This window comes from Belnapia sp. F-4-1 (genome assembly GCF_000802185.1).
GTDB lineage: Bacteria > Pseudomonadota > Alphaproteobacteria > Acetobacterales > Acetobacteraceae > Belnapia.
This window is the reverse complement of the sequence record NZ_KN676113.1, coordinates 995,468-1,011,012: the sequence shown is the minus strand read 5'-3', so window position 1 is coordinate 1,011,012 and position 15,545 is coordinate 995,468. Positions and strand designations below refer to the sequence as shown.

Annotated in this window: 14 protein-coding genes; 8 read left to right on the top strand and 6 right to left on the bottom strand. The window is 62.5% G+C overall.

All coding sequences use genetic code 11. From position 1 onward, the window contains the following. Positions 1-483 (bottom strand): Cu(I)-responsive transcriptional regulator, encoded by a 483-nt coding sequence (gene cueR, locus LH62_RS04980; RefSeq protein WP_082012356.1) that lies wholly within the window; start codon positions 481-483, stop codon positions 1-3. 173 nt (positions 484-656) lie between these two features. Here cueR and LH62_RS04975 point away from each other — a divergent pair, with 173 nt between their 5' ends. Both LH62_RS04975 and LH62_RS04970 read left to right on the top strand, forming a co-directional pair. Continuing rightward, a complete protein-coding gene (locus LH62_RS04975; RefSeq protein WP_043359674.1) occupies positions 657-860 on the top strand; it encodes a heavy-metal-associated domain-containing protein in 204 nt (67 codons plus the stop codon). Between the two features lie 322 nt (positions 861-1,182). After that, a complete protein-coding gene (locus LH62_RS04970) occupies positions 1,183-1,638 on the top strand; it encodes a response regulator (protein ID WP_043359672.1) in 456 nt (151 codons plus the stop codon). Between the two features lie 134 nt (positions 1,639-1,772). Here the strand turns inward: LH62_RS04970 and LH62_RS28045 are convergent, their stop codons facing one another. Together LH62_RS28045 and LH62_RS04960 are read right to left on the bottom strand one after the other, a co-directional pair. Next, entirely contained in the window at positions 1,773-2,705 is a 933-nt protein-coding gene (locus LH62_RS28045; RefSeq protein WP_052213718.1) for an antitoxin Xre-like helix-turn-helix domain-containing protein, read from the bottom strand. 66 nt (positions 2,706-2,771) lie between these two features. Continuing rightward, positions 2,772-2,972 carry a hypothetical protein gene (locus LH62_RS04960; RefSeq protein WP_043359670.1) on the bottom strand — a complete coding sequence of 67 codons (201 nt, stop codon included), beginning with the start codon at positions 2,970-2,972 and terminating at the stop codon, positions 2,772-2,774. 217 nt (positions 2,973-3,189) lie between these two features. On the opposite strand from LH62_RS04960, the gene LH62_RS04955 reads away from it, so the two are divergent. Both LH62_RS04955 and LH62_RS04950 read left to right on the top strand, forming a co-directional pair. Then, positions 3,190-3,624 (top strand): hypothetical protein, encoded by a 435-nt coding sequence (locus LH62_RS04955; RefSeq protein WP_052213717.1) that lies wholly within the window; start codon positions 3,190-3,192, stop codon positions 3,622-3,624. A gap of 98 nt (positions 3,625-3,722) precedes the next feature. Further along, positions 3,723-4,028, top strand: coding sequence for a hypothetical protein (locus LH62_RS04950; RefSeq protein WP_043359668.1), 306 nt, complete (start codon positions 3,723-3,725; stop codon positions 4,026-4,028). A 58-nt stretch (positions 4,029-4,086) separates the two neighbouring features. On the opposite strand, the gene LH62_RS04945 is transcribed toward LH62_RS04950, so the two are convergent. Further along, positions 4,087-4,602 (bottom strand): VOC family protein, encoded by a 516-nt coding sequence (locus LH62_RS04945; RefSeq protein ID WP_236552475.1) that lies wholly within the window; start codon positions 4,600-4,602, stop codon positions 4,087-4,089. Positions 4,603-5,336: 734 nt separating this feature from the next. On the opposite strand from LH62_RS04945, the gene LH62_RS29030 reads away from it, so the two are divergent. The 4 genes from LH62_RS29030 to LH62_RS04925 all read left to right on the top strand — a co-directional run bounded on the left by LH62_RS29030 (position 5,337) and on the right by LH62_RS04925 (position 12,831). After that, positions 5,337-6,950 carry an AAA family ATPase gene (locus LH62_RS29030; protein WP_082012354.1) on the top strand — a complete coding sequence of 538 codons (1,614 nt, stop codon included), beginning with the start codon at positions 5,337-5,339 and terminating at the stop codon, positions 6,948-6,950. Between the two features lie 925 nt (positions 6,951-7,875). After that, positions 7,876-9,981, top strand: a complete 2,106-nt coding sequence (locus tag LH62_RS04935; RefSeq protein ID WP_043359664.1) for a DDE-type integrase/transposase/recombinase — start codon at positions 7,876-7,878, stop codon at positions 9,979-9,981. Continuing rightward, complete coding sequence (locus LH62_RS04930; protein ID WP_043359661.1) at positions 9,974-10,948, top strand: ATP-binding protein; 975 nt, start codon at positions 9,974-9,976, stop codon at positions 10,946-10,948. The genes LH62_RS04935 and LH62_RS04930 overlap by 8 nt, the downstream gene beginning before the upstream one ends. Further along, a complete protein-coding gene (locus LH62_RS04925; RefSeq protein WP_082012353.1) occupies positions 10,855-12,831 on the top strand; it encodes a TniQ family protein in 1,977 nt (658 codons plus the stop codon). Before LH62_RS04930 ends, LH62_RS04925 begins: the two co-directional genes overlap by 94 nt. A gap of 25 nt (positions 12,832-12,856) precedes the next feature. Here the strand turns inward: LH62_RS04925 and LH62_RS30130 are convergent, their stop codons facing one another. Together LH62_RS30130 and LH62_RS04920 are read right to left on the bottom strand one after the other, a co-directional pair. Continuing rightward, complete coding sequence (locus tag LH62_RS30130) at positions 12,857-14,371, bottom strand: hypothetical protein (RefSeq protein ID WP_144404380.1); 1,515 nt, start codon at positions 14,369-14,371, stop codon at positions 12,857-12,859. Between the two features lie 606 nt (positions 14,372-14,977). Continuing rightward, a complete protein-coding gene (locus tag LH62_RS04920; RefSeq protein ID WP_043359657.1) occupies positions 14,978-15,514 on the bottom strand; it encodes a hypothetical protein in 537 nt (178 codons plus the stop codon). Between the last annotated feature and the right edge of the window lie 31 nt (positions 15,515-15,545).

Sequence of the window (15,545 nt, the reverse complement as noted above, 5' to 3'; positions counted from 1 at the left end):
CTACGCCGTGTGGCACGGCACCGCACCGCTTTTGCCACCCCTCCCTCTGGCGCTGACATGCTTTGTCATCTTGGCCGTCGGTGCCTTCGCCTGGGCGCCACCCTCGAGGTCATGTAGGATCGGGCAATCCGGCCGATGGTCGCCGTGGCAGGCGTCCGCCAGTTCTTGCAAGGTGTCCCGCATGGCAGTGAGCTCGAGGATCTTGGCGTCTAGTTCGGTTACGTGCCCCTGGGCCACCCGCTTGACATCGGCGCTCGACCGCTCCCGGTCCCGCCACAGGCCGACCAGCAGCTTAATGCGCTCGATGGACAAGCCGAGGTCGCGCGCCCGCCGGATGAAGCGGAGGGTGTTCACGTCGGTGCCCGAGTAGACTCGGTAACCCGCCTCGGTCCGCGCTGCCTTCGGCAGCAGACCGATTTCCTCATAGTAGCGAAGCATCTTGGCCGACACGCCCGAGGCCGCCGACGCCTGCCCGATGTTCATGTCCGCCTCCGTTCCGATCTACACCGATACCGGTGCCTATTGACCAAGGTGGGGCTTCCCATAGTGGGAAGGTCAAGCATGATCTGGTGTCCTCCAAACCGTCGTGGAAGGCCTTGACCCTCCCATCGTGGGAAGCCCCAACTAGGGAGCCGTCCCGCATTACGGAGGTCGGCATGATGGTCTTCAAGATCCCCAACATGAGGTGCGGCGGCTGCGCGAAGTCGGTGACGGCGGCCCTGCGGGGCGTCGACCCCGCTCTCCAGGTCCGTGTCGACCTGGAGCAGCGCCGGGTCACAGTGGAGGGGGCGGCGGACGGTGAGGCCCTGGTTCGTGCCTTGCGCCAGGCTGGCTTCGAGGGTGAGAGGCTGACCGCCTGATGCGGCGTCTGGCGACCGAAGCCGCTTAGCCATGATGGTGCCTCGCGGCACCTGATCGCCGTCGGAACCTCCGGGCCGACGTGGTCTCGGCCAACGCCATCCAGGCGCGCGTTCACGCTGCTCCCGCGCAGAAGCCGCGGCGTGAACGCCAAGAGGAAGCGCGGGAGCAGGGTGATACCAAGGGCAGATGCTCTCAGCCCCGCAGCGACGTTCCGCTTAGCCCCAATGAACTCTACGCCCATTCGCCTCTTGAGGTGATTAGTGCGCTGAGACCCACGCGATGCGTTCGTGGTCCGGCGATCTGGGGGATGGAGCGGCGTCGATGGACATACTGGTCATTGAGGACGAGCCACTGGTCCGCGAAGCGATTGCGCGCGATCTGCGCGAAGCGGGATTCAATGCGACCGAGGCTGCTAACGCGGAGACCGCGCTGATGATGGCCGAGGAGGCTGCCGCAGATAGCGCGCCGCCGTCTATCATTGTCACCAGCCTCCATCTCGGCCCTAGCGTGGATGGCTTGGCGCTCGGCGCAGAGATGCTGCGGCGGTGGCCCGAAACCGGCGTGGTCTACATCACCCGCCAACCCGACATGCTCGAGGGACGCCTTCTCGGTCCACGCGAGCACTACCTGCTCAAGCCGGTCGCGCGTGAGACGCTGCTGCATGCCGTGCGCAGCCTCATGCCCGCCTGGGCGCCCGGCCTGACAACGCCCTTGGTTGCGCTGGCTTCCGCAGTGGCCACCACCCTCGGTCTTGCAACCGCTCGTGGTCGGTCTTAGCAGCCGGAGCGGATGAGTTCGGCGCCGCCCACGACTACCTTCATGTCCGCTCCTGTCCGTGCCAACCCATGGCTTCCCTAGTAACTTGCCAACGTCAAGTGCGCGGCCGGTGAGCAACTCGGAGCACCGCACCTTCAGCCGCCGTCATCCCCCTTGACGGTGACATCCGTGTATGGCCGGAAGTCGCCGTCGACCTCGGGCAAGGGTGGCATGAACAACCCCTGCTCGGCGCCGTTTAGGAAGCGCAGGGTGGCCAGCAATGCCTCCAGGCGCCCGCCGATCACGAGCTCGACCGGCGCCTGGCCGCCGAAGGGCGGCATCACGTTGGGCTTGCGCAGCCAGCCAACACCTTCGGTGTCGGTCGGATAGAGGGTACGCAGGCCCCTGTGGATGCCGAGCGCGGCCGAGACGCGCAGCAGGACGTCGCTCTCGAGTTCCAGTGGAGCCTGCGCGCGGGCCTGGGCAGCCCAATCGGCGTAGGTGGCGGGATCGACACCAAGCACCCGCTGGCGCTCGGCATCTATGAGCCCCCAGAGGTCGGCGATGTTGAGGAAGGTCCGCAGTCCAGGACCGCTGACACGGCGGCGCTCCTCGGCCGACGCGTGCTGGCCTGTCCATTTAAGGAAGGCGCTGAGTTCCTCCGGACTGTGGAGGTCGACGTATTCTCCGCGCTCGAGGTCCGCTTCACCCTCTTCGGCCAAGCGCTCAAGGCAGTCGTCAAACTCTGGGCTGTACTCGTCCGGGGAAGGCACGTCGTAGAGCTCCCCGAGTTCGAAGGACGGCAGGCCGGGACCGAGGTCGACGAGGGTTTCGTCGCCGACTAGGTGCTCCGCAGGCCGCCACATGCGGGTCAGAAGATCCCGTCGCCAGACCGCCGCCTCGAGCTCCAGCGGGTCGACCGCGATCAGGGTGTCGACGTCCGGGTCGGCGAGACGTCTGTCGATGCGGACGAGGTCGGCGATCGAGGCTGCCACCTCAACGGCGAGGCCCGGCGCCGGAGAGTGATGTAGCAGGCGCTCCACGTTGTCGGCGATGATACGGCGGGCTTCGTCTGCCTCTGTGTCCATTGTCCGCCTCCGTCATGCCGCACGCGCTCAGGCTTCGGCATCCTGGCCGACAAGAGAGGCGGCTCGTCAGTTGACCTTCTGGCGCAGGTGCAGGTCTCGCAGGCTACCCTCCAGCGACCTGTGGAGCCTGGCCATCGAGCGCTGCTGGCGGAGACTGTCGCTCCTGGACGCCGAGGTGACCACCAGGGCGCACCACGTGAAGAGGCACACGCCGACGGCTGCGGCGAGGAGGTCGGATCCGGTGAGGATGTCGAAGTAGATGGTCAAGGCAGCCTCCTACGCATCCCAGCCAAAGTATGCCATGCGGCGGGACGGTATGGTCAAGCGGAGCGGGTAGCCACAGACGGATACCCGTCGGCCTTTAACGGGGGCTGCCGCAGAGTAGTCTACGCAGAGGACGCTGCCGCTCGCCTGGACGCCTACGTGGGCGGTCTTTGGAGACGCCCAAAGCCAAGAAGCGTTTACCGGTCGGAGAAATATGCATATGGGCCAGAACCCACTCGACCCCGCGAACGTCGCCACGGCCTTGGAGTCGACTGACGAAGACGTCCACTGCGGGGTGATTGAACGACGCGCGGGCGGCACCCTGTCCGCCGAAGCCGTCGGACGCCTCTTGGGTGTCGGTCGACAGGTTATTGACGAGCGGCGCCGGACGGGAGCCCTGCTCGCGTTGCCCCGAAAGGGCGACTGGGAATACCCCCGCGCGCAGTTCCATGGTGGCGAAACCATCCCCGGCCTCGCGGACATCATCGCGGGGCTCGGGGTATCCGGCCCCTGGGTCACGCTCGAGTTCCTGGTAACCGAGGACGCAGTTCTGGACGGGCTGACGCCCCGCGAGGCACTCCTGCGGGGCGGTGAGGTGCACGGGCGGGTCATGGCTCTAGTACGCGGCTACAAGGGTGGCGATGGCTTCGCGTGAGGGCGTGATAGCACCTGCGCCGGTAGATAACCGGTTCCGAGCTAACGCAGCCCCTCGTTATCTAGCCACCCACGGTCCGCTTACCTACCTTCCCTAGCATGTCCCGCTCCCCTAATGCCGACCTGGCCCCCCTCATCAAGCTCCTGCAAGCGGGCGTCCCACCCGCCCGCGCTGCCACCGAGTTCAATCGCGTCCTAGCGATCTGGACGGCCGAACTCAGGGATGACGGCGAGCAGCTACAGGAGCGGCTATCCGGCTTGGCGGAGCAGATGGCGGCGGGAATCGAAGAGATGCACGAGGGCATTGCCGAGGCGAGCGACAAAGGAAAGCCTACACTGCGGCGGATACTGGCGACGCATGAGGCGGTGCTGGACGCCGTACGGAAGGCACAAGGGGCAGGGTAGGTATTCCGTCGTCCCACCTGGAAGGCCACCGTGACAGGCTACCTGGAGCAGGCTTTCTCTACACTCCAAGGTGACAGACGGCCTCGACGCGGTTTCCTGCCGGATCGATCAAGAAGGCGGCGTAGTAGGAGGCATGGTAGGCGGGCCTGATACCGGGCGCTCCGTTGTCACGACCTCCATGGAGGAGTCCGATCCTCCAGAAGTCGTCCACCGCCAAACGGTCCGAAGCCTTGAAGCACCAATGCCGACCGGGCGCATCATCGGGGAGACGCCCGAGCCGGATCGAAAGATAGGTTCTATCCGGATGTGCGGCGTCGCACCTCAGGCCGTAACCGATCCAGCCCTGGGAGTGGTCCGACCCAACCTTCGCTATGCCCAACGTGGCCAGTGTCGCGTCGTAAAATGCCTCGGCGGCGACGAGATCGGGCACGGTGATAGAAACGTGGTCGAGCAACGGATCATGGCCTTCGTAAATCTCGGCAGGCCAGGATTGCACGTCCAGACTTTTCGGAGAAACCAGTTCTCCTAAGTCCGATTCCCACCCTGAGCGGCGATCCATCAGGCCGGTTGGCATGAGCAGGCATCTATCTCGCCTGCTGAGATGACGTCAGCAAGCCGCGCACGCACGCCAAGAGCCAAGCCAGCCAGGAGTGAGGCGAACGGAGATTGCGGCGTGCGGTGACGAGGATGGGGTTGGCAGCGTCGCCCTCATGGCGCGTAGAAGCTGCGGCCGAGATGGCATGGTGAGACGTGGCGCGGATAGTCGCGCAGCGGCAGTTCCGCGTTCTCGGCGATGGTGCGGCGTGTCTCATCTACCTGGGTGTTCATGATGAGGCACGCACGGTCTGCGCGCATTTCCCAAACCTTCCAGAGCCTATGCGCGCTGTCGCTGACGTGAGAATCGCGGGCAGCGATCCCCGTCGGAAGCCGGTTGACCCTGCCACTTCGTTCACTTTACGTTCTCCTCATGACGGGCACCGACACCACCGCTGCCGAGCTTGCTTCCGGGGTTTCCGCCTCGGTGCACGGCATCGTCCGTCAAGCGAAGCCCATCCTTCGAATACGGCCCACAGGGCGGATGGCACAGGCCTGACGATAGCGGCGCTGGAAACGCCGCCCAGTTATCGGCCTGGCTCTTCCGTTCCCCCCGCCCTCGTCCACGGTGACGGGGGCGGGTAACGGCGCACTCGAAGTCAGGGTCCACAACATGTCCAACACCATGGATGGCCGACGCTGCGTCGGCGACCGGACAAGCACGCCCGCTCATCGCGGTCACCCATCGTCCAAGCCGGAACTGGAGGGCGGCCGATGAGCGCCGCAGCCAACACCGGCCACGAATGCATCGGGGAACTCTCCCATGAGGCTGCCGAGGGACGGCACCTCCCGACGCTGCGCGAACTCCTGCGCGGCTGCGCCCTGTTCAGGGAAGACGTGCGCTCCGATGCCGCCGAATTCGCCAACCGTGCCATGGAATCCCTCGATGTCGAGAATGGGGCAGTGCACGAGCTTCTCTTCGCGCTCAACGACCTCACCATCCTGCCGAGAGAGGAGCATTTTGTCGCGGCGGCCGAGGCCTTCACGGCGCTCGAGTGCTGGCCGGGCCTAGATGCCCTCCAGCGGCTCGACGGCGCTGCTCGCTGCCACTTCTACGCCGCGCTGAAGGGAGTGCACCCATCCGTCCACAAGGTCGCAGGATTTGCCGTCGGGCTGGCCTACTCACCCGGCCTCACCGATGCCGAGGCTTCGGACTACGTCTCTGCCGCCGTCGCCTGGCTCTTGGCGGCGAACGGCCAAACAGCGCCGCCAATCGCATGGACACGTGAGGCGGCGTTGGAATTCCTCGGCACTCCTCGAAGGGGAGGCCCTGGCGAGCATATGGTCGAGAAGATGCTCGCCAATAGGTCGGCTCTGCTTGGATCGAGCAGCACACCGAAGTCCGCCGATCAGCCAGCGCGCCGGTCAGATACTGCCCAGCCCTTCGTGCAACATGAGTATTCAGAGGAGGAGGAGCCCGAGGAGAACGCCTCGTCAGATGAGCGTTCGTTGGAAAGCCTTGACGCACCAGCCGCGGTCGTATTCACCGCGGTCGGGAACCCGCAGACGTCGGGTGGCCAAAACCTTCTCCGCGATTTCAAGGAACTCCTTGGAACACCCCTGCCGCTGGCGCCGGTACCCAACCTCATTGAACTGAGGCGCTCCCTGCTAACGGAATTCCCGTATGCCGACAGGGTATGCAATGCCATCCTTGCGGACCTTGTCGGCAGGCCGCATGTGGCGCTCACGCCAGTCGTCCTTGTGGGACCCCCAGGGTGCGGCAAGACCTCCTTTGCCGTGCGTCTGACGCAGTTGCTCGGGCTACCCTTTGAAGTCTTCGGCTGCGGCGGCGTCGCGGATGCCGCCTTCGCAGGAACAGCGCGCCGCTGGCATACCAGCGGTCCGTCGCTGCCAGTGGCCCTAATCCGAGCCCACCGGCATGCCTCGCCAGCAATCATCCTGGACGAGGCAGAAAAGGCAGGGACGTCCCGGACCAACGGACGGCTCACAGACAGCCTTCTCGGGATGCTGGAACCCGGCACCGCTTGCCGATGGCGGGATCCGCACCTCGAGGCAGCGGTCGATCTATCGAACGTAGTCTGGTTGGCGACGGCAAACACCATGAAGGGTTTGCCGCGGCCGCTGCGCGACCGCTGCCGGATTCTGGATTTCCCAATGCCAGGGCCTGAGCACCTGGCGATCCTGGCCAACCGGATCCTCGCCAACACTACATCCCGACGCGGCCTGCACCCGCAGTGGGCATCTCCACTCGACGGCATCGAACTCAGCGCATTGGCCAGAGCATGGACCGGCGGTTCATTGCGGCGGCTCGCCAAGCTTGTGAACGGCGTGGTCGCCGCCAGGGAGCAGCCTGATGCCCGTCACTAAATCGTTAAGACGGTTAAAGAACGTCCGGTGTCTAAAGGGCAAAATCCGGACCAGAAAGCCTCGGAATCCGGTCCGTGCACCATATAATCCTTTAATATGTTGACATTTATGCAGTCAACGTCGCTGTTGACTTGAGCTAACCACTGTAATCTCCTGCTGTTGTCTTCCTGCTCTGCAACGTCACGCTGAAGAGAACAGAGGAGGCAGTACTTAACGGCAGCATCCCATAACTTCCCGCCAGCGGCGGGTGGAGCAGGATTCCAATGCCTTCATCAGGAGCCTTTCGCAGGCAGCGGAGGCCAGGGTGGCTCTATGCGCCCTCCTACGCCGAGAAGCCGAGAGACAACCCGCGCGGTCTCTTCCCAAGCCGCAAATGCGGGCAATCGCCTTTCTGGACGAGGGACGAGTTCCGGCTGATGGCACTGCTCGAGACGGTGCCGGAGGTCCAATCCTTCGGGGCCCATCCCGAACTCATCATGCTGCCGGACGGCCCGGATTGGCTGCCGTTCGTTCCTAGCATGACAGTGTCTGGGCAAGGCTTCCGGGTCACGGTCGAGCTATCGCCGTTAGGCTTCCCAAGGTCCGATCGGCAGAAGCGGATTGCGGGCCTTGCCCGGACACACTGCGAAAGCTCCGGGGCGCCGTTCGTGGAGCTTCCCATCGCGGCTGTCCGCTCCAAGCCTCGGGCGACGGACGCGTTGCTGCTGCTCCGCTATCTGTCTTCACCATTGGAGGGTCCTGAAGAACTCAGAGTGCGGGATCTCCTCCAAGGCGGACCGGCGAGGCTCGATGTCCTCGAGCAAGCGTCGGGCATCAGCAGGGGGCGCCTGCTTGGTATGGCAGCCCGGGGCACCCTCGAGCTTCATGGACCACGCCCGATTGGATTTGAGACGAAGCTCGGCCTGCGTCGGACTGGAGGGCGCGGATGACTTCCTTCAGGCTGTCCTACAAGGACCGTATCCAGATTGGCGCCGAGATCTACGAGTTCGTCAGGCGTGAACTGGGCCGGAAGCAGTTCCTCAGGGAAAGCGACGGCGCAGTGGTCTGGTTCGAGGATGGCGACCTCATCCTGAAGTTGGTGACCGGCGAGCTCACCTTCCCCCCGCATCATAGGATTCCTGCGTGTCGTCATCATCTGCTTCGTATGGAGTTCGCCTCCATGCCGGAGCACATGAAGCAGCAGGCGTGGATGCGGCGGGACTACGCAACCGCCCTTCAGGAAAACACAGAACTTGGCTGTCCCCAGAATGCGAGGGAGGTCATCAAGGCTGTCCACGAGAGGCGCAAGTCCGAGGCGCAGGGCCGAGGGGACGCTTTCCGGGAGCCGATCCCGGGGATGTCCACAGCCTACTATTGGAAGTTGATCTGGGACCTCACAAGCGGCAAGGACATTCGCTACCTGGTTTTTGCGGAGCATAAGCGGGGCAACCGGAAGCCACGTTTCGATACCCAGGTTCAGGACATCATCAGAGATAAAATCCTCGTCCGCTATCTGACGCCCCAGCGGCATCTAGTGAAGACCGTCCATGACGCCGTGGTCGGCGAATGCAGGCGCCGCGGGATCCCGAACAGCCATATTCCCTGCCAAGACACCGTTCGCAGATGGATTGCAAGGCTCTCGCCGTATGCAATCATGAAGTCACGGCACGGCAAGCGGGCAGCCGAGCTTGCCTTCTCCGCCGTGGGCAAGGCGCCAATCCCAGCCAGGCCAGGTGAGGTCTATGAGGTTGACGCGCACCTTCTCGATTTCATCGCGATCGACGAGCGCTTCGGCGGGCCTATGGGCCGCCTGTGGGTCACCTACGCCATCGACCGGTGCACGCGGTGCATCGTCGGATTCCACATCCACGTTGAGCCGCCCTCCTCGCTCACCATTGGTGCCTGCCTCCGGAACACGATCGCGCCGAAGCTCTACGTAAAGGCGCGCTGGCCCGAGCTCCGCGAGTGGCCGTGCTGGGGTGTGCCTGTCCTTGTGGTCGTCGATAATGCTTTCGAGAACAAGGCGACCTTCCTCAAGGAGGCGGCCGACGAGCTCGGCATCGCGCTTCACTGGACGACGCCGAACACCCCGGAGGAGAAGGCAGTCATCGAGCGCTATTTCGGAACCTTGGAGTCGGGCTTCGGCCGACGTATTCCGGGCAACACGGGCAAGAGCCCCAAGGACAGAGGGGATTACGCCGCCGAACAGATGGCATGCGCCACCTTGGAAGATGTTGACGAACTCACCCACCGCTTCGTTGCGAATATCTACAACTGGAGCCATCATCGCGGCCTCAACGACGTGCCGGATCGCCTTTGGCGGGAACTCACCGCCGAGTGGGAGATCGAGGCGAAGGTCGACCTGACCTCCCTGGACGCGCTGCTCGGCTATGTCTTCTGGCGCGTGCCGTCGACAAAAGGAGTTGAGCTCCTCGGCTTGCTCTATAACGACCGGCACGACCACAGGATCCTAGAGCTCATCAGAACCCGGCCCGGGGCGCCGAAGAAGATGACGCTCAAGGTCCGCATGGATCCAACGGACCTGGAGTTCATCTGGATTCTGGACCCAGTGACGGGCCGCTACGAGAAGCTCTGGTCCGTTGAGCCGGATTACACCCGCGGGCTAACGCTCGCGCAGCACCGCCTGATCCGTCGGTCAGCCGTGGAGCGCATGCGAAGCTACGTCTCGGTCAACGACCTCTGCGTGGAGCGTGACAATCTCCAACGCCGGATGGACGAGATCCTGGGAGACCCGCACGCCACCGGCCGCCGGAAAGCGGCCATTCTCAACGGGCTCGGGTCCAAAGGCTCCTGGGGGGAGATCTACCGCCTCTGCGAGTTGGAGTATGAGGGCGACGGCCGGTCCATCGTAGACCTGCTGGAGCCGGACGCTGAGCAGGACGGCCCGCGGCCCCTACCGGCGGAGGCGGAGGCGAACGCGCCGCCACAACCCGCGCAGGACAACACAGGCGACACCGCGAAGCCTGCTGAGGAATCCCTAGCTGCCCGCGCACGTCGCAGCGGCATTGACGTGGAGGGTCTTGATGACTGACGATGCCGGGCAGCGCCGCGCTGAGGAGGCGCGGCGGCTGGAGCGCCTGAAGCGCGTCTTCTTTCGCTCCGAAGAATTCAAGCAAGCTTTGGCCGGGATCGACAATCTCCGGCTGAACGGCCTCATGCCGAATGGCGATGCCATGTGCTACCTGCTCTATGGGCCTCCCGGCGTCGGCAAATCCTGGGTCTTCAAAGAGGTTATGAAGCAGGATTTCGCACAACCAGATCCGACAACTGGAAGCAGGCCGGTCGTACTGATGACGGTTCCATCGCCCTTTACGAACACTGACATGCTTGCGGATACGCTAAGGGCGCTTGGCACGGAGCCACTGAGAGGCCGACAGAAGGTCGGCGACATGATCGACCGGGTTCAACATTATATCCATGTGCGGCGCACCGAACTCATCCTGATGGAGGAGATGCAGCATGTCTTCGACAAGAAGTCCGAAAATTCGGGGGCTGCTTACTGGTTCGCGGATTTCATCAAGACGAACCTTCTCGACCAAGCCAAGGTGAAGGTGGCCTTCAATGGGATTGATGCCGCTTGGCGCGTTTTCGATAACCCACAACTTGAGGACCGTCGGTATGACTCGACCGGCCTGAGCCCCCTTGGCTGGAGCGAGGACAGGGGGTGGGATCCTTTGCGCGTGGTAGTCGCGTCCTTCGAGCGGGCCGCCGATTTCCCGGAGCGCGGCGACATTCTCAATGACGCCACGCTGGAAAGATTTTCCCGGGCGACGGGCGGAGCTTTGCGTCAGCTATTCAAGCTATTCGCCAAGACGATCGAACTCGGTACTCGCAGCGGGGCGGACAGAATTGATGCCAAGCTACTGGCCCTCGCGCACGCTGCCTTGGCCAGGCCGCACCCCAAATGGTTCAACGCCTTCTCGGTGCCGGTTCTGCCTCCTGTTGCCAAACCAGACGAGTCGCGTGTCACCAAGCTCCGCAAGAAGAGGGCATCTTGAGGGAGCGGCCTCTGCCTGTCTGGCCCCGGCCTGACGAGAGCGCGCTCGGCCTCGTCGCTCGGCTTGCTCAGGCGAACATGTGTACCGTCAGCCAAATGCTCTGGTGGCTCGACCTGCCGGAGCGGGGCAAGGCGGCGCTCAACGCGGCGCCCGCCGCGGCCGCCCGGCTCCTGGATCTCGACCCTGGCGTGCTCGAGCGGATGGGTTTCGAGAGCGCCGGGCAGACCTGGGTTCTCGGGGAACGGATCCCGGCCGCCATGGTGGTCAAGCACCGCATGCGGATCTGCCCGGACTGCCTAGCTGACGATCCCTACTATCGCCGGGCCTGGGACCTGCTCGTCCCGGGCCTCTGCCCGATACACCGCAAGCCGCTGATCGACCGCTGCCCGGCCTGCAAGACCATCCTGCGCTGGCAGCGCTCGTCCATCACAGCCTGCGCCTGCGGGCAGGACTTGCGGACAGCCGAGGTCGCTCCGGTCGCGCATGGGTGCCTCGCCGCTGCGGCTCTCTACGATCGACTCGGAATCCCCATCGATGGGCCCCGGCTTCCGCAGCCCTTCCGGCTACTGCCGCTGAAGGAGTTGGTGGAGATCCTCTGCTTCCTGGGACGCACCGATATCGTGCTCGCCCAGGAGAACCCTCACGGGTTGCGGGCCAAGAGCATGAGCCTGGATCCGCGGGTGTTGGACGCCGGGGTACGTGTGGCCGTCGGCTGGCCTGCGAGCTTCAGCGACCTGGCCAACCGGGTGCGGCGGGCGAGGGGGGAGCAACGCGGCTTCCAGACGCAGTACGGCTACCTCCATCGCTTCGTTGCCAGGTGTGGGAAGGCCGCCTATGCCCCTTGGCTGCGAGCCGCCTACCGCGACCACCTTCTAGATTTCGACGGGGTGCCACCGCAAGCCTTGCCATCATTTCTGCACGACGCCGGGCGCGGCACGGATTTCGTCACCGTGACCGAAGCCCGCGCCATGCTGCCTGCCTCACCGAAGCAATGGCGCCGGTTGCGACGGAGCCGCCTGTGGCGAGGCCTGTCGCGGACCGACCGGCTCCGGGCCACCGGGTATTTGCTACGGCGGGCGGACGTGGAGTCGTTGGCAAAACTCCTTCCCCGGCTGATCGGTGCTGCGGAGGCCAACCGGATGCTCGGTCTCCGCGATGTCCGGGCGAGCAAGGTGGACGGCTTGGTCGCCTGGGGTCTGCTCAACATGTACGACTACCACCCGCTGACCTCGCGCTGGGGCGCCGTTGACCGGGCCGAGGTCGAAGGATTGTTCTGGGACATTGCGGCCCAGGCGACCGGCATCCCTCCGCGGCAGGCGGTCGACTTCGAGGGCCTATACCGTCGGTGTTCGCAAGGGTGGGCCGCCCCTTTGTCCTTTGCGGACCTTATCGACGCCTTGGTCGAGGGGCGAATTCGGGGATACGTCGCCCGCCGCGATCGGCTGGATCTGAGGCGTTTCGTTTTCGATGTCGCGCAAGCGGACGAGGTCCTGGAAGAGGCGGCCATCGTGGCGACAGATGGCACGGTCGGCCTCAGGACGGCCGCCAGAATTCTTTCTCTCCGAGAGCCCACCGTGCTTGCGCTGGCCGAAAGGGGGCTCCTGCAAGGGCCGGTGCGGAAAGGCCCCGCACCCCGATTCTATGCTGAAGCAGTCCGGGCCTTCTGGAACACCTACACAATTCCTGACCGCCTGGCGGCTGAAACTGGTGTGGAGGCATCGGAGGTGCGGCGAACTCTAAAGGGTGGGGGGACAGGGCCCGTTGCGGTCATCCCAGATGTCGGACGGCCTGCGATCGTGGTGTATCGGCGTGAGGATGCGCGCCGAATGCCATCACGACATCAAGCAGTCGATGACTGCTATACAACCCACTCAAATGAATGACTGGTGATGACGCTCCTCGGCTATTTTATAGGCTGCCGTTGGGTATCTGGTTAGTAATGCTCATATGAAGTGATCTGAAATCGTTGCCAAAAATATGGCGATGGGAAGATGCGACTTCGCTGTTGAACTCGCTAATGAGGAACGGAAGTAGCGCCCAGCCGCGCTGAGGCTCCTGTGTTTTTGCATTCATTACGTTCGTCAGGCCAGCTTTACCAAAAACCTGCGTCGCGACCTCAAATTCGCTTGCTGAGGCTACCGTAAAAGGCATCTCATCCAACACTGTCGGCGGTACTCCGGCTGCTTTAAGTTTTGGTAGAAGCTGATTTGCCAAACGCTCTCGTGTTACCGGACTAATGAAGAACCAGTCCTCAAGTGTGATTACCACGGGAAGAACGCGGGTCGCACCTGGATCCCAATGGGATTGACCCTCGTGAGCATCGCTTATGTTCTTATAGCATTGGGTCAGGGCGCTCGCCATCACATCTAGATCCCGATCCAATGCGTCGAAGTCGCTTCCAAATTTCGAATCTAACGTCAGTCGCTTTGTTTTACATTCAATTGCGAGGCTTGTCATGCCATCCGTGAGCACCCAATCCAAACCATGTTTCCGGCCTTTGCTACCATCGTAGGGCGCAGGACGTATTATCGTCATTGGCTTCCGACAAACCTGCCTTAACAATTCCCCAATGTAAAGTTCGAAGGACGCCCCAAATGCATTATCAAATCCCTTCCGATTATATAGGTCATAATAAAGACCCTGTGTAATCCGACGCATAATGTGGCTCGGAATTGGGCACAGGATACGTTCGGGGTGCAATGGGTCAATAGAGATGAGGGGAGTTGCTATTAGAGGATTCCAGGTGTAAATCCACCTTCCATCGTAGGCTTGCTTTTGTGCCATTTGTTTTTTGATGTCGGCTAGATTAATGGTCATCCGCTCAAAAAATTTGCGGCTCAATGCAACGTCAACACCAATAACACCATACTCTTGTTGAACCATCCTTGGGCGCTTCCGATAAGAGCCAGCGACGGCGGCGCCTATTCTAAATATTTGGTCGGTTGTCAGGCCTGTGCTGGCAACGACAAAAACATCAACGTTTGAGTCGTTAAATATTTTGTAGTATCTCATGACGAAATCAACATTTATTGGTGCCTGCCATGGAAGCTGGCGATGAGCAATGCGATGAATTTCGTGTAATATATTATCTGGGCCGATATGTGTGCGGTATATTTCGTTATCCAAGTCACGGATTGCTTTTATCGCCTTGGAGAGGGTCTGCCACGAACTGAGACTCTTCCGTGCAGTCAATCCCCCATTTAGAATTACCTCGCGGGTCAGTAGTTCCAATTCCCACTTAAGTATTTGGTCTGATAACGGGACAATCGGCCAACTGGGGCGGTCTTGCAAGTATGTTGAGGGAAGGTCAGCGCCGTCCTCAATGTGTGTGAAAAGCTGCCATAAGTCGATTAGAGAATCGAGCAGGGCAAATTCTCGAGTAAAATTTCTAAGTGGCTTATACGCTTCGTAGAGAGTGCTCAAGGAATCTTCCCTTTCATTTTCCGCGCGGCCAAATCCTCATGGACTAAGCGAAGACATTGCAAGCTTAGCCTCGCGGTTGCCCCTGTCCGAACTGAACAGCGCCGTTCATCTCCGATTTTGAAGCTCGTAAGGAGTCGGGCCGCCAATGGGTGCTTGGACTCCTGAAGATGTCGAGACCTGGTAGGATATCGTGCCGCAGAAAAGGAGCTCGAATTTTGAGCCTTCGCCGGGCCGACAAGCATGCGTGCGTGGACCGGCCCCCACCGAAAAGCGCTTCGGCTAGGGCAGAGAGTGCTTAACAATGCTTTCAGGTCTGCCTCGAACGCCGTCCTGGTGCCGGGAGCCCTCCGGTCAACCAACATCAGCCCTTCTCCAAACCGCCGCCATGCGGATCCATCGCTTCTGGATCGAGGGACGAAGGATACAGAAGCGGACACCGATCCCGGCGGCCAATGGGCAGGCTGGGGCCGCGCTGAGGCAGCGGCATAGGCAGGACCGGCAACCATTCTGATGAAATGCGTGGACCTTTTCTCGGGAATGCAGGAGACACCGAGACAATAAATTCAATAGTTTAAAGGAGACCGGATTCTGCTTTAATGAGTGACCTCATATCATCGGGGCGGTGAAGCCTTGGGGCAGATCGACCTTTGCTGGCCCCTCATATCCGCCCTTCACGATCACCGCCCGGTCGGCCTCCCAGAACAGGCCGCGCCGGTAGAAGATGCGTCGCCCGGGATCGGACAGCATCTCCGCGCCCCGCACCCGTATCATCGCCGCATCGCCGCTGCCGCCGAAACTCTGCGCGCCGATCTGCCAGTCCTCGGGCTCGCCGAGGAAGAAGTAGGTGAAGTCGTGGAAGGCGCGCCCGCCGGTGCCTTGGAAAATCTGGAAATCCACCACCCGATAGTCTCGCACCGTCGCCTTGAACAGGTCGAGCGGGCTCATCCCGAAATCCCCGGTCATTCGAATCCGCGCATTGCTGAACCCGTCAGGCGAGGTGCGATAAAGGCCGGTGATCATGACCGGCAGGAAACGCGCCCGCGTCCGGTGCACCAGCACGCCCGCGCGGATGTGCTCCAGCACCTCGTGTGATGCCGGAACGCCGAGTGCGAAGCCTGACTTGATCTGGTTCAGAAGGGACATGCGCCGCCTCGTCTCGCGGGATCGATGCGGG